Annotated in this window: 16 protein-coding genes; 10 read left to right on the forward strand and 6 right to left on the reverse strand. The window is 60.3% G+C overall.

Going from position 1 to position 20,773, the window contains the following annotated elements; all coding sequences use genetic code 11:
• Positions 1 to 364: 364 nt before the first annotated feature.
• From KGB27_RS23350 to KGB27_RS23365, 4 genes are all read right to left on the reverse strand, one after another.
• Positions 365 to 760 (reverse strand): putative zinc-binding protein, encoded by a 396-nt coding sequence (locus KGB27_RS23350; RefSeq protein WP_223452574.1) that lies wholly within the window; start codon positions 758 to 760, stop codon positions 365 to 367.
• A 74-nt stretch (positions 761 to 834) separates the two neighbouring features.
• The gene (locus KGB27_RS23355) at positions 835 to 1,509 is read right to left on the reverse strand and encodes a Crp/Fnr family transcriptional regulator (protein ID WP_008030978.1); all 675 of its coding nucleotides are present in this window, start codon (positions 1,507 to 1,509) and stop codon (positions 835 to 837) included.
• A gap of 86 nt (positions 1,510 to 1,595) precedes the next feature.
• Entirely contained in the window at positions 1,596 to 2,243 is a 648-nt protein-coding gene (gene narL, locus KGB27_RS23360) for a two-component system response regulator NarL (RefSeq protein WP_192226472.1), read from the reverse strand.
• Positions 2,240 to 4,042 carry a HAMP domain-containing protein gene (locus tag KGB27_RS23365; protein ID WP_223556507.1) on the reverse strand — a complete coding sequence of 601 codons (1,803 nt, stop codon included), beginning with the start codon at positions 4,040 to 4,042 and terminating at the stop codon, positions 2,240 to 2,242. The genes narL and KGB27_RS23365 overlap by 4 nt, the downstream gene beginning before the upstream one ends.
• 415 nt (positions 4,043 to 4,457) lie before the next feature.
• Here KGB27_RS23365 and KGB27_RS23370 point away from each other — a divergent pair, with 415 nt between their 5' ends.
• The 9 genes from KGB27_RS23370 (at position 4,458) to KGB27_RS23410 (ending at position 18,210) form a co-directional block, all read left to right on the forward strand.
• Positions 4,458 to 5,762, forward strand: a complete 1,305-nt coding sequence (locus tag KGB27_RS23370; protein WP_008030986.1) for an MFS transporter — start codon at positions 4,458 to 4,460, stop codon at positions 5,760 to 5,762.
• On the forward strand, positions 5,740 to 7,137 hold the full coding sequence (locus KGB27_RS23375) for a NarK family nitrate/nitrite MFS transporter (protein ID WP_192418225.1): 1,398 nt from the start codon (positions 5,740 to 5,742) through the stop codon (positions 7,135 to 7,137). Before KGB27_RS23370 ends, KGB27_RS23375 begins: the two co-directional genes overlap by 23 nt.
• 69 nt (positions 7,138 to 7,206) lie before the next feature.
• A complete protein-coding gene (locus KGB27_RS23380) occupies positions 7,207 to 10,980 on the forward strand; it encodes a nitrate reductase subunit alpha (RefSeq protein ID WP_008043732.1) in 3,774 nt (1,257 codons plus the stop codon).
• Position 10,981: 1 nt separating this feature from the next.
• On the forward strand, positions 10,982 to 12,520 hold the full coding sequence (narH, locus tag KGB27_RS23385) for a nitrate reductase subunit beta (protein ID WP_008030993.1): 1,539 nt from the start codon (positions 10,982 to 10,984) through the stop codon (positions 12,518 to 12,520).
• 2 nt (positions 12,521 to 12,522) lie between these two features.
• Positions 12,523 to 13,278: a nitrate reductase molybdenum cofactor assembly chaperone gene (gene narJ / locus KGB27_RS23390; protein WP_223556509.1), complete on the forward strand. Its 756-nt coding sequence runs from the start codon at positions 12,523 to 12,525 to the stop codon at positions 13,276 to 13,278.
• A complete protein-coding gene (gene narI, locus KGB27_RS23395) occupies positions 13,271 to 13,951 on the forward strand; it encodes a respiratory nitrate reductase subunit gamma (RefSeq protein WP_223556511.1) in 681 nt (226 codons plus the stop codon). The genes narJ and narI overlap by 8 nt, the downstream gene beginning before the upstream one ends.
• A 10-nt stretch (positions 13,952 to 13,961) precedes the next feature.
• Entirely contained in the window at positions 13,962 to 14,912 is a 951-nt protein-coding gene (locus KGB27_RS23400; RefSeq protein ID WP_008043734.1) for a peptidylprolyl isomerase, read from the forward strand.
• 25 nt (positions 14,913 to 14,937) lie between these two features.
• Positions 14,938 to 15,930 (forward strand): GTP 3',8-cyclase MoaA, encoded by a 993-nt coding sequence (gene moaA / locus KGB27_RS23405; RefSeq protein WP_008031001.1) that lies wholly within the window; start codon positions 14,938 to 14,940, stop codon positions 15,928 to 15,930.
• A gap of 1,308 nt (positions 15,931 to 17,238) precedes the next feature.
• Positions 17,239 to 18,210: a L,D-transpeptidase family protein gene (locus KGB27_RS23410; RefSeq protein WP_008031383.1), complete on the forward strand. Its 972-nt coding sequence runs from the start codon at positions 17,239 to 17,241 to the stop codon at positions 18,208 to 18,210.
• A 123-nt stretch (positions 18,211 to 18,333) separates the two neighbouring features.
• Here the strand turns inward: KGB27_RS23410 and oprI are convergent, their stop codons facing one another.
• Entirely contained in the window at positions 18,334 to 18,585 is a 252-nt protein-coding gene (gene oprI, locus KGB27_RS23415) for an outer membrane lipoprotei OprI (protein ID WP_003172710.1), read from the reverse strand.
• A 644-nt stretch (positions 18,586 to 19,229) separates the two neighbouring features.
• Here oprI and KGB27_RS23420 point away from each other — a divergent pair.
• Positions 19,230 to 19,517, forward strand: coding sequence for a GNAT family N-acetyltransferase (locus tag KGB27_RS23420; protein ID WP_008031384.1), 288 nt, complete (start codon positions 19,230 to 19,232; stop codon positions 19,515 to 19,517).
• 60 nt (positions 19,518 to 19,577) lie between these two features.
• On the opposite strand, the gene KGB27_RS23425 is transcribed toward KGB27_RS23420, so the two are convergent.
• Entirely contained in the window at positions 19,578 to 20,654 is a 1,077-nt protein-coding gene (locus tag KGB27_RS23425; protein WP_008031386.1) for a 3-deoxy-7-phosphoheptulonate synthase, read from the reverse strand.
• Positions 20,655 to 20,773 lie beyond the last annotated feature (119 nt).

The following is a 20,773-nucleotide window of genomic DNA, read 5'->3' on the forward strand; positions in this document are numbered from 1 at the left end:
CGAGCGTTAGCTCGCCTTCAGCTTTTGATCTGAGCGCCCCCTCGAGAGGCCGAGTGGAGGTTCTGCGCAGTGGGCAACCCGGCATGGATGCCGGGTTAGCCGCCCCCGGCCATGGATGGCCGATGGCGGCGGGCCCACGGAGCAGGACCGGAGCGAGGGTATGCCGAGCCTAGGCGAGGCACCGAACGAAAGGGGCAAGAGCGCTTGGTTACTTGGCGCTTTTCCAAGTGACTCGCTGTAAGAGCGAAACCATTAGCGGCCGTTACCGCAGCAATGGATATGTACACCTGAAAAAAATTCGGCGCCTGACACAAAGCCATCGCCGGCAAGCCGGTCTCGCTCCTACATTTGATCCGCGCTGCTCTCAAGTCATATGTTCAGAGACTTGATGCTGCCGGGTATCACTGACAATCAACCCCCTGATCCCCTCAAACAACTCATCGCTCTGCGCCTCGGTGCAATCCTCGCCATAACGCTTACGCAACCCGTAATGACTCAGAATCAAATGCACATCCGCATGCAAACCATGCTGCTTCAGACAGTTCTCGACACATTGCAGCGGGCAACCATCCAGCGCAAAAATCCGCCGCCCCGACCGCGCCTTGTTGACCAGCGCGGCCACATGCCCGCCGACACCGGCAATGCAGGACATTTCAGCAACGCCACTGCGATCCAGGCGCACAGCCAATGTGTTGGCCAGTTGCGCAACATTGGAACAGCCGGAACAGGCATAGACCAGAGGCAAAGTCGAAGGGGGCATTGACGCTCTCCGTTGATGGGGTGTTCAAGTGTGCAAGGCACAGGGCATTGCGCATTGATGGCAGTCAATTCCGGTTACTGGAACGCCGCCAGGTCCTCTTCCGCGAGGATGCTGATGTGGCGTCGCTCCATGGCGATCAGGCCGCTGTCCACCAGGCGATGCAAAATCCGCGAAAAGGTTTCCGGCTGAATCCCCAGCTTCGACGCCACCAGGCGTTTGGACATCTGCAAGACAATCTGGCCGGTGACCGGGTTGCGTTCCTGAAACAGGAAATTGATCACCCGACGACTCGCGCTCGCCATGGTCAAGGTGTCGATGTCCCGCAGCCGCAAGTGCAGGTGCACGCTCATACTCGCCAGAATCGCCAGGCAGACTTTCGGCTGGTCCTCCAGCGCATTGCGATAGTGGGTGCCCTCGATGCTGACCAGCACGCTGTCCTTCAACGCGGTGGCGCTCACCGGGTAGAGCCGGGCCTGGCTGAAAAGCAGCGCTTCGGCAAAGGTTTGTCCAGGCTGGATGATCTCCACCAGGTTTTCCTGGCCTTCGCCAGTGAGCCGGTACAACTTGACCTGGCCGCTGACCAGCAGAAAAAAGCGTTTGGCCGGATCGCCCTGATGCATGAGCGTGCTGTGACAAGGCAGGCGCTTGAGCATGGCCAGGGCACAGACTTCCTCGAAGACTTTCTCCGGCAATTGGCTGAACAGATGATGACGGCGCAACGTTAAAACGATGGAAGGGTGGGTCAGCATGGCGTACCTCCGCTGACGGTCATAGTAGAGAGCGCAGGCCGGTTGACCTATGCCTCTGCAGGCCTACCTCCAAGGAGGCATGGCCGTCAGCCTGCACTGCGCAGATGCTCCATGGCCCACACCGCCGCCTCGACCCGCGAGCGCAAACCGAGTTTGTGCAGCAGGTTCTTGACGTGAACCTTGACCGTCCCTTCGGTGATGCCCAGCTTGTGCCCGATGACCTTGTTGCTGAAGCCGCTGGCGATGGTTTTCAACACCTGGCGTTCGCGGTCGGTCAGTTCGACCACCGCCTGGCGTGGCGGCGAGCGCAACGCCTGGGCCATGACCTGGGTCAGGCCGGGGCTGATGACCAATGCACCGTCCAACGCTTCGCGGATGTACTGGATCAACAGTTCGGGCTCCATGTCCTTGAGCAGATAACCGTCGGCATCCAGGCGCAACGCGTCGCGAATATCGTCTTCGGCGTCCGACACGGTGAACAGCAACACCTTGCCGGTGTAGTGCATCGCGCGCAGTCGACGCAGGGTTTCAATGCCGTTCATTTGCGGCATGTTGTTGTCGAGCAACACCAGGTCCGGTTGCAGCGGTTCGATCAGGCTGAGCGCTTCCTCGCCATGGTTGGCTTCGCCGACGATCAGGAAGTCATCTTCCAGTTCGAGCATTTGACGGATGCCGCGACGCATCATGGGATGGTCGTCTACCAGCAGGATTCTATGGTGTGGGGACGGGTTCATGTGACGCTACCTTCTGTGTGCTGTCCGAGAAATTCCGGGTGGAATTCCAGCTGGACGAGGGTGCCTTGAGGCTCCCTGGAAAATATGTGCAAGTGGCCGCGCAAGCTCCGCGCCCGCTCATCCATGATGTTCAGGCCGTGATGTTCGCGCTGGTCGACGTCGCCGCTGAAGCCGCGCCCGTCATCCTCGACCGAAAGCCTCACGGTTTCGCCGTCCTGACGCAGTTCCAGCCAGGCGTTTTGCGCGTGAGCGTGGCGCAGGCAATTGGAGAGCGCCTCGCGGGTGATCTGCAAAATGTGGATCTGCTCGCTGGCCGAGAGCTGAAAGGCCAGCGCATCGACGTGCAGGTGCACCTGGAATTCGCCGCGACGGGAGAATTCTGCGGCGGTGTCCTTGAGCTCCTGCACCAGCCCGGCATCGTGAATCTGCAGGCGGAAGGTGGTCAGCAGTTCGCGCAATTGGCGGTAGGCATTGTTCAGTCCTTCGCGCAATTCGGCGGTGACGTTTTCCAGGGTCTGCACCGGCTCGCCCCGGCGCATCAGGGTCTGCATGCGGCTGACTTGCAGCTTCATGTAGGACAGGGCCTGGGCCAGTGAGTCGTGCAGTTCGCGGGCGATGATCGTGCGCTCTTCCAGCAACAGCAGCCGATGATCCTGTTCCCGTTGGCGCTTGAGTGAGAGCGAAGTGCCGATCAGGTTGGCCAGGGCCTGGATCAGTTGGGTTTCCCAGGCTTGCGTGGGGTGGCCGTCGACAAAGTAAGCCTTGAGTTCACCCAGTTCGCTGCCCTGGTTGCTGATGCTGAAGGATTGCGGCCTCGCGTCGTGGTGTTTCTGGCACGTGGCGCAATCGCTGCTGGCGCAGACGTCGCGGATGTTGGCGCCATGCAGGGCGATCAGTTGCTGGGCAGGCGCCTGCGCCTGACCTTGCAAGCACAGCGACAGGCGCAAGCCCGGCAGGCGTTGCTGGAAGCGCCGGATCAACTCGTCCAGCCCTTCGGCATTGGCCAGGCGTGTGGCCAGGCTGCGGCTGCTTTGATAGAGCAACTCCAGCGCGGCGTTGGCCTGTTGCAGGTTCAGGGTTTTTTGCCGGACCTGACTTTCCAGCGTGCGATGCGACTCTTCAATCGTTTCGGCCATGGCGTTGAAGCTCGTGGCCAACTGGCCCAGTTCGTCCTGGGACTGATGGTTGACCCGCACCTTGAAATCACCGCGTCGAAAGCGCTGGGTTGCGTCCACCAATTCCTTGAGGGGCGTGACGACGCCGTACTGCAACTCGTACAAACCGATCAGCAGGACAATCATGGTGGTGAACAGCGCCATGCCCTGGATCACTTGTTGCCAGCCCTGCTTTTGCTCGCTCTGGCGCTGGAGCAGGCTGACGAACTGGTTCAGTTGCTCAACGAACGGCCGGGCCTGGGCTTGAAACGCCACGGCATCGCCGCGTTCCAGTGCCGGGCGCAACGTCTCGCTCCATTGTTGCTGGAGTTGCCTATAGCTGGTTTGCAACGCGGTGGTCGGGCCATCTTCCAGCACGGCCTTGAGTGACTGGCTGTTGAGGCGACGTTGCAGGCTGTCGGTGATGCCGATGATTTCTTCATCGGTGGCACCGGCGGCGAGTTTCCAGCTCAGGTGGTAGGTTTCCATGCGCACCGAGCCCGCCGTGTTGATGGCGGCGGCATCACCCTGGCTGAACCAGGCGATCAACCCGGCGCTCAACGAGCTGGCGAGCGCGAGCACGGCGATCAGGATCACCGCGAGCCCGGCGCGGGCGGGCAAGGAGCTGCGCAACCAGCGAATCATCGGCGCAGGTCCCGGGAAAGGAACAGAAAGCAGAGCATGTGCAGCTCCAGAGTGAGGTTGTTTGTTATGGCCTCTTCGCGGGCAAGCCTCGCTCCTACAGGTTAGGTATCGATCACTGAAACGCCGGCAACCTGTAGGAGCGAGGCTTGCCCGCGAAGGCGATCTAAAGAAAACCACCGATCCCGGGTGCGCTACCTCTAAAGAGTTGTCGACGGCTCCCTGTCGACAGAACACTGGGTGGAAAAAGTTAAAACGCTGATAAACAAGGGGTTTTAAGCATTCTCCGGTCTACCTCCTTGGAGGTAGGCAGTGCAAGCATAGGCTTGGGCCCGCTTGGGCTTCGTTGACGTGGATCAAGTTTTTACGGGGTTGCTCTCTCTAGTCTGCCGCCATGGCTAACTGACTGGAGAGCATTGTGACCCAACCCCGTGTACGACAAGGCTTGGTGCTGGGCATGAGCACGCTGGCCTTCACTGTATGTTTCATGGTCTGGATGATGTTTGCCGTGCTCGGTGTGCCGATCAAGGAACTGCTCCAGCTCAACGAAACCCAGTTCGGCCTGCTGGCCGCGACCCCGGTCTTGACCGGCTCGCTGGTGCGTTTGCCGCTGGGGCTGCTGACCGACCGCTTTGGCGGGCGCAGCGTGTTCTTTCTGCTGATGCTGTCCTGCGTCGCACCGCTGTACCTGATCAGCCACGCCACCGCCTATTGGCAGTTTTTGCTGCTGGGCCTGTTCGTCGGTTTGGCCGGTGGCTCGTTCTCGGTCGGGATTGCCTACGTCGCCAAGTGGTTCGACAAAGAGAACCAGGGCTTCGCCATGGGCATCTTCGGCGCCGGTAACGCCGGGGCTGCGGTCACCAAATTTCTCGCCCCGGCCTTGATCGCCGCCGGCAGTTGGCAGCTGGTGCCGAAAGTCTTCAGCGCCATCCTCTTCATCACTGCGCTGTCGTTCTGGTTCCTCAGTGCCGAAAACAAGGACCACCGCAGTGCCTCGGGCGCCACGCTGCGTGAGCAACTGCGTTCGCTGAAAGATCCTGCGGTGTGGCGCTACTGCCAGTACTACTCGATCGTCTTCGGCGGTTATGTGGCCCTCGCGCTGTGGATGACCAAGTACTACGTGCAGGAATACGGTTTCAGCCTGCAAAGCGCGGCGCTGCTGGCGGCGTGTTTTTCCCTGCCCGGTGGCGTGCTGCGTGCCGTCGGCGGCTGGATGTCGGATCGCTGGGGCGCGCAAAGCGTGACCTGGTGGGTGTTGTGGGTCAGCTGGATCTGCCTGTTCCTGCTCTCGTACCCACAGACCCAACTGCAAGTGCAGACCATCAACGGCACCGTGGATTTCCACATCGGCCTCAACCCCGCGCTGTTCACCGTGCTGCTGTTCGTCATGGGCATTGCCTTCGCGTTCGGCAAGGCCTCGGTCTTCAAATACATCGCCAATGACTACCCGAAAAATATGGGTGCGGTGTCCGGCATCGTCGGTCTGGCCGGTGGCCTGGGCGGTTTCGTGTTGCCGATCATGTTTGGCGCCCTGGTGGACCTCACCGGCGTGCGCTCGTCCTGCTTCATGTTGATGTACGGCGTGGTCTGGGTCTCCCTCACCTGGATGTACTTCAGCGAAATGCGCAAAAGCCCGGTGCTTGGTAAAGCGCCGACGCTGACCCCGTCCCCGATTTCCAGCATTGCCCAAGGAGAACAACATGTCCGTTCTGCAAAAGCCTGATAAAGGGCCGGTCATTCATGACTGGCGCCCCGAGGACCCTGCGTTCTGGGGAAGCAGCGGCAAACAGACCGCCACGCGCAACCTGTGGATCTCCATTCCCGCGCTGCTGTTGGCCTTCGCGGTGTGGATGGTCTGGAGCACGGTGATCGTGCGCCTGAACGCCATCGGCTTCACCTTCACCACCGACCAGTTGTTCTGGCTGGCGGCGTTGCCGGGCCTGTCCGGCGCGACCTTGCGCGTCTTCTATTCCTTTATGGTGCCGATCTTCGGTGGCCGGCGCTGGACCGCCCTGAGCACCGCATCGTTGCTGGTGCCATCGATCTGGATGGGCTTCGCGGTGCAGGACCCGGGCACCCCGTACAGCGTGTTTGTATGGATTGCCTTGCTCTGCGGTTTTGGCGGCGGCAACTTCGCCTCGAGCATGTCCAACATCAGCTTCTTCTACCCAAAGTCCCAGCAAGGCACGGCCCTGGGCCTCAACGCCGGGTTGGGTAACCTGGGTGTCTCGGTGATGCAGTTCTGCGTACCACTGGTGATCACCTTCGGCGTGTTCGGCGTCATGGGCGGCAATCCGCAAACCCTGCCGGACGGTGGCCAATTGTGGCTGCAGAACGCCGGGTTCATCTGGGTGCCGTTCATTGTCCTGGTGACGGTGCTGGCCTGGTTCGGCATGAACGATTTGTCCAGTGCGCGGGCCTCGTTCAGCGAGCAAGCGGTGATCTTCAAACGCAAGCACAACTGGCTGATGTGCTGGTTGTACCTGGCGACCTTCGGTTCGTTCATCGGTTTTTCCGCTGCGTTTCCATTGCTGATCAAAACCTCGTTCCCTGACGTGATCGCGCTGAAATTCGCCTTCCTCGGCCCATTGGTGGGTGCGCTCGTGCGTCCATTGGGCGGCTGGCTGGCAGACAAGCTCGGCGGCGCAAAAGTGACCCTGTGGAACTTCGTCGCGATGATCGTGATGGTCTTCGGTGTCATGCACTTCCTGCCGCAGAACGGTACGGGCGGCAACTTCTACGGCTTCCTCGGCATGTTCATGCTGCTGTTCATCACCACCGGCGTGGGCAACGGCTCCACCTTCCGCATGATCCCGGTGATCTTCCGCACCCAGCATGAAAAAGCCGCTGCCGGAAAATCCCCGGCCGTACGCGAACAAGCACTCAAGAATGCCGGCAAAGAGTCCGCCGCCGTCCTGGGCTTCAGTTCGGCCATGGGCGCCTTCGGTGCGTTCTTCATTCCCAAATCCTTCGGCACTTCGATGGCCCAGACCGGCGGACCGGAGATGGCCTTCTACATGTTCGTCGGTTTTTACCTGAGCTGCATCGTCGTGACCTGGTGGTGGTACGCGCGCAAAGGCGCCGCGACACCCTGCTGAGACGACCCGAATCCAACCATTGCGTGGGCGGGGCACAGAACCCCGCAGCAAGCCTGAGAGGACTACACCGTGAGTCATTTACTGGATCAATTGCGGTTTTTCAATCGCAAGCAAAACGAGTTTTCCGAGGGTCATGGAGAGACCCGCAAAGAGTCGCGCGACTGGGAGAACGTCTACCGTTCGCGCTGGCAGTACGACAAGATCGTGCGTTCCACCCACGGGGTGAACTGCACCGGGTCTTGCTCGTGGAAGATCTACGTGAAGAACGGCCTGATCACCTGGGAAACCCAGCAGACCGACTACCCGCGTACCCGCAACGACCTGCCCAACCATGAGCCTCGTGGCTGCCCGCGTGGCGCCAGTTACAGTTGGTACATCTACAGCGCCAACCGGCTCAAGTACCCGAAAATCCGCAAGCCGTTGCTCAAGCTCTGGCGCGATGCGCGCCAGACCATGGCGCCGGTCGAAGCCTGGGCCAGCATTGTCGAGGACAAGGCCAAGGCCGACTCCTATAAAAGCAAGCGCGGCATGGGCGGCTTCATTCGTTCCAGCTGGGACGAAGTCAACGAGATCATCGCGGCGTCCAACGTCTACACCATCAAACAGTACGGCCCCGACCGGATCGTCGGGTTCTCGCCGATCCCGGCCATGTCGATGGTCAGCTACGCCGCAGGTTCGCGTTACCTGTCGCTGATCGGCGGCGCCTGCCTGAGCTTCTACGACTGGTACTGCGACTTGCCACCGGCCTCGCCGATGGTTTGGGGCGAGCAGACCGACGTGCCGGAATCGGCCGACTGGTACAACTCCAACTACATCATTGCCTGGGGTTCCAACGTTCCGCAGACCCGTACCCCCGATGCGCACTTCTTCACCGAAGTCCGTTACAAGGGCACCAAGACCGTGGCGATCACCCCGGACTATTCGGAAGTCGCCAAGCTCACCGACCTGTGGCTGAACCCCAAGCAGGGCACCGACGCGGCGCTGGCGCAAGCCTTCAACCATGTGATCTTCAAAGAATTCCACCTGGACAAACCGAGCGCCTATTTCACTGACTACGCCAAGCGCTTCACCGATCTGCCGGTGCTGGTGCTGCTCAAGCAAATGGCCGACAAGGCGCCGGGCGCCGGTTACCAGCCGGACCGCTTCCTGCGCGCCAGTGACTTGACCGACAACCTCGGCCAGGAAAACAACCCGGAATGGAAAACCATCGCCCTGGATACCAGCGGCGAACTGGTGTCCCCTCAGGGCTCCATCGGTTATCGCTGGGGCGAGAAGGGCAAGTGGAACATCCTGCCGCGTGAGGGTGGTGAAGGCCGCGAGATCGATCTGAAACTGAGCCTGATCGGCGATGACGTGGCCGAAGTGGCGTTCCCGTATTTTGCCGGCGAGTCCCACGAGCACTTCCAGCACGTGGCCGGCGATGCCGTGCAATACCGTCGTGTGCCGGTGCACAGCCTCGTTCTGGCTGACGGCAGCGTGGCCAAAGTCGCCACCGTGTTCGACCTGTCGGCCGCTAACCTGGCGATCGACCGTGGCCTGGGTGGCGAAAACGTCGCCAAGGATTACAACGACGCCTCGGTGCCCGGCACCCCGGCCTGGCAGGAGCAGATCACCGGCGTCAGCCGCGAGAAAGCGATCCAGATTGCCCGTGAGTTTGCCGATAACGCCGACAAGACCAAGGGCCGCTCGATGATCATCGTCGGCGCGGCGATGAATCACTGGTACCACATGGACATGAACTACCGCGGGCTGATCAACATGCTCATGCTCTGCGGGTGTGTCGGTCAGACCGGTGGCGGTTGGGCGCACTACGTCGGCCAGGAAAAACTCCGTCCGCAATGCGGCTGGCTGCCCCTGGCTTTCGGCCTGGACTGGAACCGTCCACCACGGCAAATGAACGGCACCAGCTTCTTCTACGCCCACAGCTCGCAGTGGCGCCACGAGAAGATGAGCATGCACGACGTGCTCTCGCCATTGGCCGACAAGTCGCAATTCCCCGAGCATGCGCTGGACTACAACATCCGCGCCGAACGCGCCGGCTGGTTGCCTAGCGCACCGCAACTCAACACCAACCCACTGCACATTTGCCGTGATGCCGCTGCTGCCGGCATGGAACCGAAAGACTACGTGGTCAAGTCGCTGCAGGACGGTTCGCTGCGCTTCTCTTGCGAGCAACCGGACAGCCCGGTGAACTTCCCGCGCAACATGTTCATCTGGCGCTCCAACCTGCTGGGCTCCTCGGGCAAGGGCCACGAGTACATGCTCAAGTACCTGCTCGGCACCAAGAACGGGGTGATGAACGAAGACATCGGCCAGGTCGGCGACTGCAAACCGGAAGAAGCCGAATGGGTGGACGAGGGCGCCATCGGCAAGCTCGATCTGGTGACTACGCTGGACTTCCGCATGTCTTCGACCTGTGTCTATTCCGACATCGTCTTGCCGACCGCGACCTGGTACGAAAAAGACGACATGAACACCTCGGACATGCACCCGTTCATTCACCCGTTGTCGGCCGCGATCGACCCGGCGTGGGAATCGCGTTCCGACTGGGAAATCTACAAAGGCATCGCCAAGGCGTTTTCCAGCATGGCCGAAGGGCACCTGGGCGTCGAAAAGGATCTGGTGACCATTCCGCTGATGCACGACAGCGTCGGCGAACTGGCCCAGCCGTTTGGCGGCACCGACTGGAAAAGCGAAGGCGTGGCACCGGTGCCGGGTAAAAACGCACCGAACCTGCACGTGGTCGAGCGTGACTACCCGAACATCTACAAGCAGTTCTCGTCCCTCGGGCCATTGCTGGAGAAACACGGCAACGGCGGCAAGGGCATCAACTGGAACACCGAGGCCGAAGTGAAGTTCCTCGGTGAACTCAACCACCACGAGCGGGACGCTGGCATCAGTCACGGCCGTCCGAAAATCGACTCGGCCATCGATGCCGCGGAAGTGATCCTGTCGCTGGCACCGGAAACCAACGGCCACGTAGCGGTCAAGGCCTGGGCCGCGCTGTCGGAATTCACCGGCATCGACCACAGCCATCTGGCGGTGGGCAAGGAGCATGAGGCGATTCGCTTCCGCGACATCCAGGCGCAGCCACGCAAGATCATTTCCAGCCCGACCTGGTCGGGGCTCGAAGACGATCACGTCAGCTACAACGCCGGTTACACCAACGTTCATGAAGCCATTCCATGGCGCACCATCACCGGTCGCCAGCAGTTCTACCAGGATCACCCGTGGATGCAGGCGTTCGGCGAGCAGCTGATGAGTTACCGGCCGCCGGTCAACACCCGGACCATCGCCGGGGTGAAAGGCAAGCGCAGCAACGGCCACAAGGAAATCGTCCTGAACTGGATCACGCCGCACCAGAAGTGGGGCATCCACAGCACCTACAGCGACAACCTGTTGATGCTGACCTTAAGCCGTGGCGGCCCGATTGTCTGGCTGTCGGAGAACGACGCGAAAAGCGCCGGCATCGAGGACAACGACTGGATCGAGTGCTTCAACGCCAACGGTGCGCTGACCGCCCGTGCGGTGGTCAGTCAGCGGGTCAAGGACGGCATGGTGATGATGTACCACGCCCAGGAACGGATCGTGAACGTGCCCGGATCGGAAACCACCAAGACCCGTGGCGGCCACCACAACTCGGTGACCCGCGTCGTGCTCAAACCGACCCACATGATCGGTGGCTATGCCCAGCAGGCCTACGGTTTCAACTATTACGGCACGGTCGGTTGCAACCGCGACGAGTTCGTCGTGGTGCGCAAAATGTCCAAAGTCGACTGGCTCGATGGTTCGTCCGGTGATGACCTGCCGCGTCCTCTGCCGACCGATATCGAGGAGAACTGAGATGAAGATTCGCTCACAAATCGGCATGGTGCTGAACCTGGACAAGTGCATCGGTTGCCACACTTGCTCGATCACCTGCAAAAACGTCTGGACCAGCCGTGAAGGCATGGAATACGCCTGGTTCAACAACGTCGAAAGCAAACCCGGGATCGGCTACCCGAAAGAATGGGAAAACCAGGACAAGTGGAAGGGCGGCTGGATCCGCAATGCCAACGGCTCGATCAACCCACGCATCGGCGGCAAGTTCCGCGTGTTGGCCAATATCTTTGCCAACCCGGACCTGCCGAGCCTCGACGACTACTACGAGCCGTTCGACTTCGATTACCAGCACCTGCACACCGCACCGCTGGGCGAGCATCAGCCAACGGCGCGCCCGCGCTCGCTGGTCTCCGGCAAGCGCATGGAGAAAATCGAGTGGGGCCCGAACTGGGAAGAAATCCTTGGCACTGAATTCGCCAAGCGTCGCAAGGACAAGAACTTCGACAAGATCCAGGCGGACATTTACGGCGAGTACGAAAACACCTTCATGATGTATTTGCCGCGCCTGTGCGAGCACTGCCTCAACCCGGCGTGTGCGGCATCGTGCCCGAGCGGGGCGATCTACAAGCGTGAAGAAGACGGCATTGTCCTGATCGACCAGGAAAAATGCCGCGGCTGGCGCATGTGCATCAGCGGCTGCCCGTACAAGAAAATCTACTTCAACTGGAAAAGCGGCAAGTCCGAGAAGTGCATTTTCTGCTACCCGCGTATCGAAGCCGGGATGCCGACCGTGTGCGCCGAAACGTGCGTCGGTCGTATCCGTTACCTCGGCGTGTTGCTGTACGACGCCGACCGTATCAGCGAAGTGGCGAGCACCGCCAATGAGCAGGATCTGTACGAAAAACAACTGGAGATCTTCCTCGATCCGAATGACCCGGCGGTGATCCGTCAGGCCCTGGCAGACGGTGTACCGCAGTCGGTGATCGATTCCGCCCAGCGTTCGCCGGTCTACAAAATGGCCGTGGACTGGAAGCTCGCGCTGCCGCTGCACCCGGAATACCGCACCTTGCCGATGGTCTGGTACGTACCGCCACTGTCGCCGATTCAAAACGCCGCAACCGCTGGCACCGTCGGCATGAACGGGGTGATTCCGGACGTCGACAGCCTGCGTATTCCGCTGAAGTACCTGGCCAACCTGCTGACTGCCGGCGATGAAAAACCGGTCAAGCGTGCGTTGAAACGCTTGCTGGCGATGCGTGCCTACAAGCGTTCCGAGCAAGTCGATGGCGTGCAAGACCTGCAAGTGTTGGCGGACGTCGGTTTGAGCGTGGACCAGGTCGAGGAAATGTACCGCTACCTGGCCATCGCCAACTATGAGGACCGCTTTGTGGTACCGACCGCCCACCGCGAAGACGCCATGAGCGACGCCTTTGCCGAACGCTCCGGTTGCGGTTTCAGTTTCGGCAGCGGTTGCAGCGGCAGCTCCGACACCAACATGTTCGGTGCGAAAAAGGCCAACCGTCGCGACGTCCTGAAAACCGTGCAGTTGTGGGAGGAATGAGCATGCAAATTCTCAAAGTGATTTCGCTGCTGCTCGATTACCCGACTGAAACGCTGATCAGCGGCCGCGACGAACTGGAGCAGGCGATCATTCAGTCGCGGGAAATCAGCCCGAAGCAGCGCGGTGCGTTGTTCGAGTTGCTGGAGCTGATCTGCGCCAATGACCTGATGGACGGGCAGGAGCACTACGGTGCGCTGTTCGGTCGGGGGCGCGCGCTCTCGTTGCTGTTGTTCGAACACGTGCACGGTGAGTCCCGCGACCGTGGCCAGGCCATGGTCGACATGATGGCGCAGTACGAAGACGCCGGTTTTGCCATCGGCGTCAAAGAGCTGCCGGACTACATCCCGCTGTACCTGGAGTTTCTGTCCACTCGCGAAGACATCGAGGCCCGCGAGGGCCTGGCGGATGTCTCGCACCTGCTGGCCTTGCTCGCGGCGCGTCTGGAGGAGCGTGAAAGCGCCTACGCCAGTTGCTTCCGGGCGCTGCTGCAGATTGCCGGGGCCGAACCGCATCAGGCCGTGGCCGACCTGCGTGAGCAGGTCGCGGCGGAAGTGCGCGACGACTCGCTCGAAGCCCTCGACAAAATCTGGGAAGAGGAGGCCGTGGACTTTCTCCAGGCCGAACAGCAGGACCGTTGCGGTTCGCTGCCAAGCGCACCGGGCAAGGCCCGGGAAGAAAGCGCGGTGCCGTTGCACTGGGTGGATTTTCAGCATGAAGGGCTGGCCGCCGCGCCAGCCCAGGAGGTAGGCAATGTCTAAATGGAACCTGTTGTTGTTCGGGATTTATCCCTATATCGCTTTGGCCATTTGCCTGATCGGCAGTTGGGCCCGCTTCGACCTGTCGCAGTACACCTGGAAGGCGGGCTCCAGCCAAATGCTCAACCAGCGCGGCATGCGTGTGGCGAGCAACTTCTTCCACATCGGTGTGTTGTTCGTGCTGGCCGGGCATTTCGTCGGCCTGCTGACGCCTGCGTCGGTTTATCACCATTTCATCAGCACTGAGAACAAGCAGTTGCTGGCGATGGTGTCCGGCGGCTTCTTCGGCCTGTTGTGCCTGATCGGCCTGCTGATGCTGGTCAACCGGCGCCTGAGCGACCCTCGGGTCCGCGCCACGTCCAGTACGTCGGACATCCTGATTCTGCTGGTGCTATTGGCGCAATTGCTGCTCGGCCTGCTGACCATCGTTGCGTCCACCGCGCACATGGACGGTTCGGTGATGGTGATGCTCGCCGACTGGGCGCAGAACACCGTGCTGTTGCGGCCGACGGAAGCGGCGGCCTCCATCGCGCCGGTCGGGCTGACCTACAAGCTGCACGTGTTTCTCGGCCTGACCCTGTTTGTGCTGTTCCCCTTCACCCGTCTCGTACACGTGATCAGTGCACCGGTCTGGTACCTGGGACGCCGTTATCAAATCGTTCGGCAGAAATTCTGAGGAGACAATCATGTCAGGTGGATGTGGATGTGGTGGTGGTAACGGCGGCAGCGGTGGCTGCGGATCTTCCAAACAAGTAGAGGCTGTGGTGCCGGACGATGTCGCGCCGTTTGAAGAGCTTGCGGTTGAGCCTGCGGCGGCCGATGACGCGCCGGCGCAGCTGATCGCCAGCAGTGAGCAGGAGTGGCCGATCATCAGCGTCAACGAGGTGGTGATCACCCCGGAAGCGATGGCCCAGGAGCTGCAATATCACCCGGCCGAAAGCCGCGAAGAGGCGGTGTATCTGGCCGCCAAGGCGCTGGTGATCCGCGAGTTGTTGCAGCAGCGCATTGCCGAACTGGGCGTGTCGCTGGAGGTCGGTGCCGGTGAGAACGAAGAGGAAGCCGCCACGCGCTTGTTGCTCGAACGCGAGGTGATCGTGCCGCAATGCGACGAGCAAACCAGCCTTCGTTACTACGAAAACAATCGCGGGCGCTTTCACAGCGCGCCGTTGCTGGCGGTGCGGCACATCCTGCTGGAATGCGCGCCGGACGATGCCGAGGCTCGCGAGCTGGCGCATGCCCAGGCAGAAATCCTGCTGCAACGGCTGGAAGACTTCCCCGGCAGCTTCGCCGAGCTGGCGGTGAAATATTCGGCCTGCCCGTCGAAGGCACAAGGTGGTTCTCTGGGGCAGATCAGCAAAGGCCAGACCGTGCCGGAACTGGAGCGGCAGCTGTTCACGCTGGCACCGGGGCTCGCCAGCAAACCGTTGGAAAGTCGTTATGGCTGGCATGTGGTCAGCGTCGATCAGCGGATCGAAGGCATGCCGTTGCCCTATGAAGCGGTGTCGACGGCGATCCGCACGCAGTTGCAGCAGGGCGTCTGGCAAAAGGCCCTGGTGCAATACCTGCAAACCCTGATTGGCGCGGCGGATGTTCGCGGTATTCATTTGCAGGGCGCTGACTCACCGCTGGTGCAGTGAGCCTCTAGGCTAACCGGGAGATGTGATGAACGCTGTGATGCAGGATGGTTTTGGGCGGCAGATCGATTATCTGCGGATGTCGGTGACGGACCGGTGTGATTTTCGTTGTGTGTATTGCATGGCGAAAAACATGACCTTCCTGCCGCGTCAGCAGGTGCTCACGCTGGAGGAATTGCAGCGCCTGGCAACGTTGTTCGTTGGCCTGGGCGTGCGCAAGATTCGCCTTACCGGCGGCGAGCCGTTGATCCGTCCCGGCATTGTCGATCTGTGTCGCAACATCGCCGCGTTGCCCGGTTTGCGCGAACTGGTGATGACCAGCAACGGCTCGCAGCTGGGCCGCCTGGCACGGCCGTTGGTGGAGGCGGGTGTTAAACGGATGAACATCAGCCTCGACAGCCTGGACGCGCAGAAATTTCGCGCGATCACCCGCAACGGCGATCTCGATCAGGTGCTGGGCGGCATCGAAGCGGCGCGGGATGCGGGGTTTGAGCGAATCAAGCTCAACTGCGTGGTGATGAAGGGGCGCAATTTCGATGAGGTCCCGGCGCTGGTGCAATACGCTATCGACCAGCGCATCGATATCAGTTTTATCGAAGAAATGCCGCTGGGCGACGTCGGGCGATCACGGGGCGAATCGTTTTGTTCCAGTGATGACGTGCGCACGTTGATTGCTCAGCGTCATCGCTTGCTCGACAGCACGGAAAACAGCGGCGGGCCGGCGCGTTATGTGCGGCTGGAACGCCATCCCGAGACCCGGATCGGTTTCATTTCACCCAACAGTCACAACTTCTGCGGTACTTGCAACCGGGTGCGGATGACCGTGGAAGGCAAGCTGCTGTTGTGTCTGGGGCAGGACGATGCGCTGGATTTGAGAGGGTTGCTGCGGCGTTATCCGCTGGATGACCAGCCGGTGATCAATGCGGTGCAAAAGGCTTTGCGCGGTAAACCACTGCGCCACGATTTCACTCCGGAGGGGGATGTGCAGATTGTTCGGTTCATGAATATGAGTGGTGGTTGATTTGCCGCAAATCCAAGCGCCGAGTTTCTGATGGTGTACATATCCATTCCTGCGGTAACGGCCGCTAATGGTTTCGCTTTTACAGCGAGTCACTTGGAAAAGCCCCAAGTAACCAAGCGCTTTTGCCCCTTTCGTTCGGTGCCTCGCTAATGCTCGGCATGCCCTCGCTCCGGTCCTGCTCCGTGGGCCCGCCACGATCGGCCATCCCTGGCCGTGCGCGGCTAACCCGGCATCTATGCCGGGTTGCCCACTGCGCAGAACCTGCGCTCGGCCTCTCGAGGGGGCGACTACCGCCACAGCCGCCGAGGCGGCCTGAAAGCCGACCTGGCTCTTTGGTGCACGCGTTCCCTCATTCCGGATATGTACACCGATCCCCTGTAGGAGCCGGCTTGCTGGCGATGGCGTCAGTCCAGCCAATACATGCGTTGACTGACTCACCGCTATCGCCAGCAAGCCGGCTCCTACACGTGGATTGGGTTCACACGATTCAAAATTGTAGGAGCCAGCTTGCTGGCGATGGACGTCAACGATAACGCGGGCTGTCTGAATGAACGCGGTGTCTGGGCGTTTTTCGCCGGCAAGCCGGCTCCTACAGGGGATCGTATTTATCCAAACACATACGCATTTCCCTTGTAGGAGCCAGCTTGCTGGCGATGGACGTCAACGATAACGCGGGGTGTCTGAATGAACGCGTCGCCTAGACGCTTTTCGCCGGCAAGCCGGCTCCTACAGGGGATCGTATTTATCCAAACACATACGCATTTCCCTTGTAGGAGCCAGCTTGCTGGCGATGGACGTCAACGATAACGCGGGCTGTCTGAATGAACGCGGTGTCTCGACGTTTTTCGCCGGCAAGCCGGCTCCTACAGGGAATCGCGTTTGCTTTCGCTTTTCACCACTCATCAGGCCGAGCGTTAGCTCGCCTTCCGCTTTTGATCTGAGCGCCCCCTCGAGAGGCCGAGTGGAGGTTCTGCGCAGTGGGCAACCCGGCATGGATGCCGGGTTAGCCGCCCCCGGCCATGGATGGCCGATGGCGGCGGGCCCACGGAGCAGGACCGGAGCGAGGGTATGCCGAGCCACAGCGAGGCACCGAACGAAAGGGGCAAGAGCCCTTGGTTACTTGGGGCTCTTCCAAGTGACTCGCCGTAAGGGCGAAACCATTAGCGGCCGTTACCGCAGAAACGGATATGCCCCCTGAAAAAATATCGCAGCCAATTCACGCTCTATCGGTGTCTCTCCCCGAATACCAGAGCGCCAGTGTACAATTGCGTTCTTAAACCCCAGTCGATTATGCGAAGGATTTTCCGGATGTTGCCGCGCTTTCCTGCCGTCACCCGCTGCCTGACTCTTGCCGCCCTTTGTGTGGCTGGCCCCGTAGCAGCATTGGAGCTACCCCTGCCACCGCCCGGTGAAGACATCATCGGCCAGGTGCAAGTGATCAAGGCCAAGTACGAAGACACCTTCGCCGACCTTGGCACCACCTACGATCTGGGCTACTCGGAAATGGTTGCGGCCAACCCGGGCGTCGATCCATGGTTGCCGGGTGCCGGCACCGAGATCGTGCTGCCGACGCGCTTCATCCTGCCGCCAGGCCCACGTGAAGGCATCGTCATCAACCTGGCTGAATACCGCCTCTACTACTTCCCGAAAGGCCGGAACGTGGTCTACACCTTCCCGCTGGGTATCGGTCGTGAAGGCTGGGGTTCGCCGATTGCCCACACCAGCATCGTTGCGAAGACGCCGAACCCGACCTGGACCCCTCCAGCGTCGATCAAGGCCGAGCACGCCGCTGACGGCGATCCGCTGCCGAACGTCGTGCCGGCCGGCCCGGACAACCCGCTGGGCCCGTTCAAGTTCACCCTGGGCACACCGGGCTACCTGATCCACGGTTCGAACAAGAAGTTCGGCATCGGCATGCGCACCAGCCACGGCTGCTTCCGCATGTTCAACAACAACGTGCTGCAAATGGCAGGCATGGTGCCGGTCGGCACGTCAGTGCGCATTCTCAACGACCCGTACAAGTTCGGTGTAAGTGGCGGCAAGGTGTATCTGGAAGCGCACACGCCGCTGGACGACAAGGGCAACCCGTCGGTCGTCGACAAGCACACGGCTGTGATCAACGCGATGCTCAAGCGCGAAGACATCACCAACAACCTGCGCATGAACTGGGATGTGGTGCGTGATGTGGTTGCCGCTGAAGATGGTCTGCCGGTGGAAATCGCCGTGCCGAATACTTCTGCGCCGATGGTGACGAGTGCACCGATCGATCCGTTGCAGTAAGGCTTGAACAGAACCCGCCGGCGCTGAGAGCGTCGGCGGGTTTTTTATTGCCTGGACAAACGCCGGGCAATAAAAAAGCCGACCCAAAAAATGGGTCGGCTTGATAACAACCCCGAAGGATTATTACTTGCGGCTAGCTTTTTCCAGCATGCGCAGAGCACGCTCGTTAGCTTCGTCAGCAGTCTGTTGTGCTTTTTGAGCAGCAGCCAGAGCTTCATCAGCTTTACGGTAAGCTTCGTCTGCACGAGCCTGGGAGCGAGCAGCTGCGTCTTCAGTAGCGGTCAGACGTGCTTCGGTTTCTTTCGATACGCTGCTGCAACCGGTAGCCAGAACTGCGGCCAGAGCCAGAGCAGAGAATTTCAGAACGTTGTTCATCGTGTTCCCCTTCAAGGACTTTCAATTAAATTAGCTGTCTCCTCAGAGTGAGGAAATAGCCGGCGTACATACTACCCATTACTTGTCGTAAGTAAACTGACGTAAAGCAAGAAGCAAAAAAAATTGTAGGCGTTGATTCTTTTTCGAGCAACTTTTACTTGCGATTGATTAAAAAATATCCAGCTGCAAGGCCCGAGCTGAGCGAGTTGGCACGAAAAAGTTCCCGGCGACAGGACTGTTTTTCCCATCTTGGCTAAAGTCTGTCTAGATGGATTCGTCTACACTTTTGTTCGGAATTTGCGCGGCACCTCTCAAACTCTTTCGCCTAGTTGAGGTGACTTAATAGAGGGACGCTCGTCTTAAGTCTCGACATCCGGCAATGTTCAGGCTATCGACCCGCAGAGCGCTTCGGTCGAGCCGTCCCTGCGTAACCCGGAGCAGCACCCGCCCAACCCCGCGTGATGACGAGCGCACCTTGAGCATTTCTGCCAATGGTGCCTACTATTTGATACGTGCTCGGTTGCGCGAGATCGGTGCAGCTCTTCTCGGTGTCCATTCAGGCACGGGGGTGGCGTAGATGTTCCTTCGCCGGAAAAACATCGGTAAGGTAGGGGTCAGAATTCAAGACCCGCAGAGGAGTTGTGATGAGCGAGGCGTTGTCCATCAACCATGACCAGGCAGGTCATCAGTTCGAGACCAATGTGGACGGTCATCGTGCCTACCTGACCTATATGGATCTGGGGAAACAGACTCTGGATATCTATCGCACCTTCGTGCCCAATGCATTGCGTGGTCGCGGCATTGCGGCAGCCTTGACCGAGAAGGCGCTGGAGTACGCCGAGGAAATGGGCTACACCGTGATTCCATCGTGTTCCTACGTGGAGCGCTACATGGAGCGCCACCAGCGGCATGCGGCCAAGCTGAGCCAGTAAAACGAACGCATAAAAAAACGCCGGGTTAAGCCCGGCGTTTTTGTGTGCGCTGAACAGTGATCAGGTGCGATCACGTTTAGGCAGCACATCCTTGAGCTTGGCGTGCATGCTGCGCAAGGTGTTTTCGGTGGCGGACCAGTCGATGCAGGCATCGGTGATCGACACGCCGTATTGCAGGTCGGCGAGGTCTTTCGGGATCGCTTGGCAGCCCCAGTTCAGATGACTTTCGACCATCAGGCCGATGATCGACCGGTTGCCTTCGAGGATCTGGTTGGCGACGTTCTCCATCACCAGCGGTTGCAGGGCCGGGTCCTTGTTGGAGTTGGCGTGGCTGCAATCGACCATGATGTTCGGCTTGATCTTCGCTTTGTTCAGCGCTTGTTCGCACAGTGCGACGCTGACCGAATCGTAGTTCGGCTTGCCGTTGCCGCCGCGCAGCACCACGTGACCGTAGGCATTGCCCTTGGTGGTAACGATCGACACGCCACCTTCCTGGTTGATCCCCAGGAAACGATGCGGACTGGAAACCGATTGCAGGGCGTTGATCGCTACGGTCAGGCCGCCGTCGGTGCCGTTCTTGAAGCCGACCGCCGAGGACAGGCCGGAGGCCATCTCACGGTGGGTCTGGGATTCGGTGGTGCGCGCGCCGATGGCCGACCAGCTGATCAGGTCTTGCAAATATTGCGGAGAGATCGGGTCAAGGGCTTCGGTTGCGGTCGGCAGGCCCATTTCGGCCAGGTCCAGCAGCAACTGACGACCAATGTGCAGACCGTCCTGAATCTTGAAGGAGTCGTCCAGGTACGGGTCGTTGATCAAGCCTTTCCAGCCGACGGTGGTGCGTGGCTTCTCGAAATACACGCGCATGACCAGATACAGCGTATCGGACACTTCCGCGGCCAGCACTTTCAGGCGCTCGGCGTATTCGTGGGCAGCCTTGATGTCGTGGATCGAGCACGGCCCGATGACGACAAACAGGCGGTGGTCGGTGCCATCAAGAATGTTGCGAATGACTTCGCGACCCTTGGTGACGGTGCGCAGGGCAGCGTCGCTCAGAGGGATATCACGCTTGAGCTGGTCAGGAGTGATCAGCGTCTCGTTGGAGGCGACGTTTAGGTCGTTGATCGGTAAATCAGCCATCGTTTACTCGTCAGGTCACGGGTGCCGGCCGCCAGCGAACCCGCGCGGCGGAGCACAGCAAATTAAGCGCGTCGGGGAGCGGAACCTTAGCGCGTTACACCGTGGCTCGACAATGGGCA

This window comes from Pseudomonas sp. BF-R-01, assembly GCF_019946615.1.
Taxonomy (GTDB): Bacteria; Pseudomonadota; Gammaproteobacteria; order Pseudomonadales; family Pseudomonadaceae; genus Aquipseudomonas; species Aquipseudomonas migulae.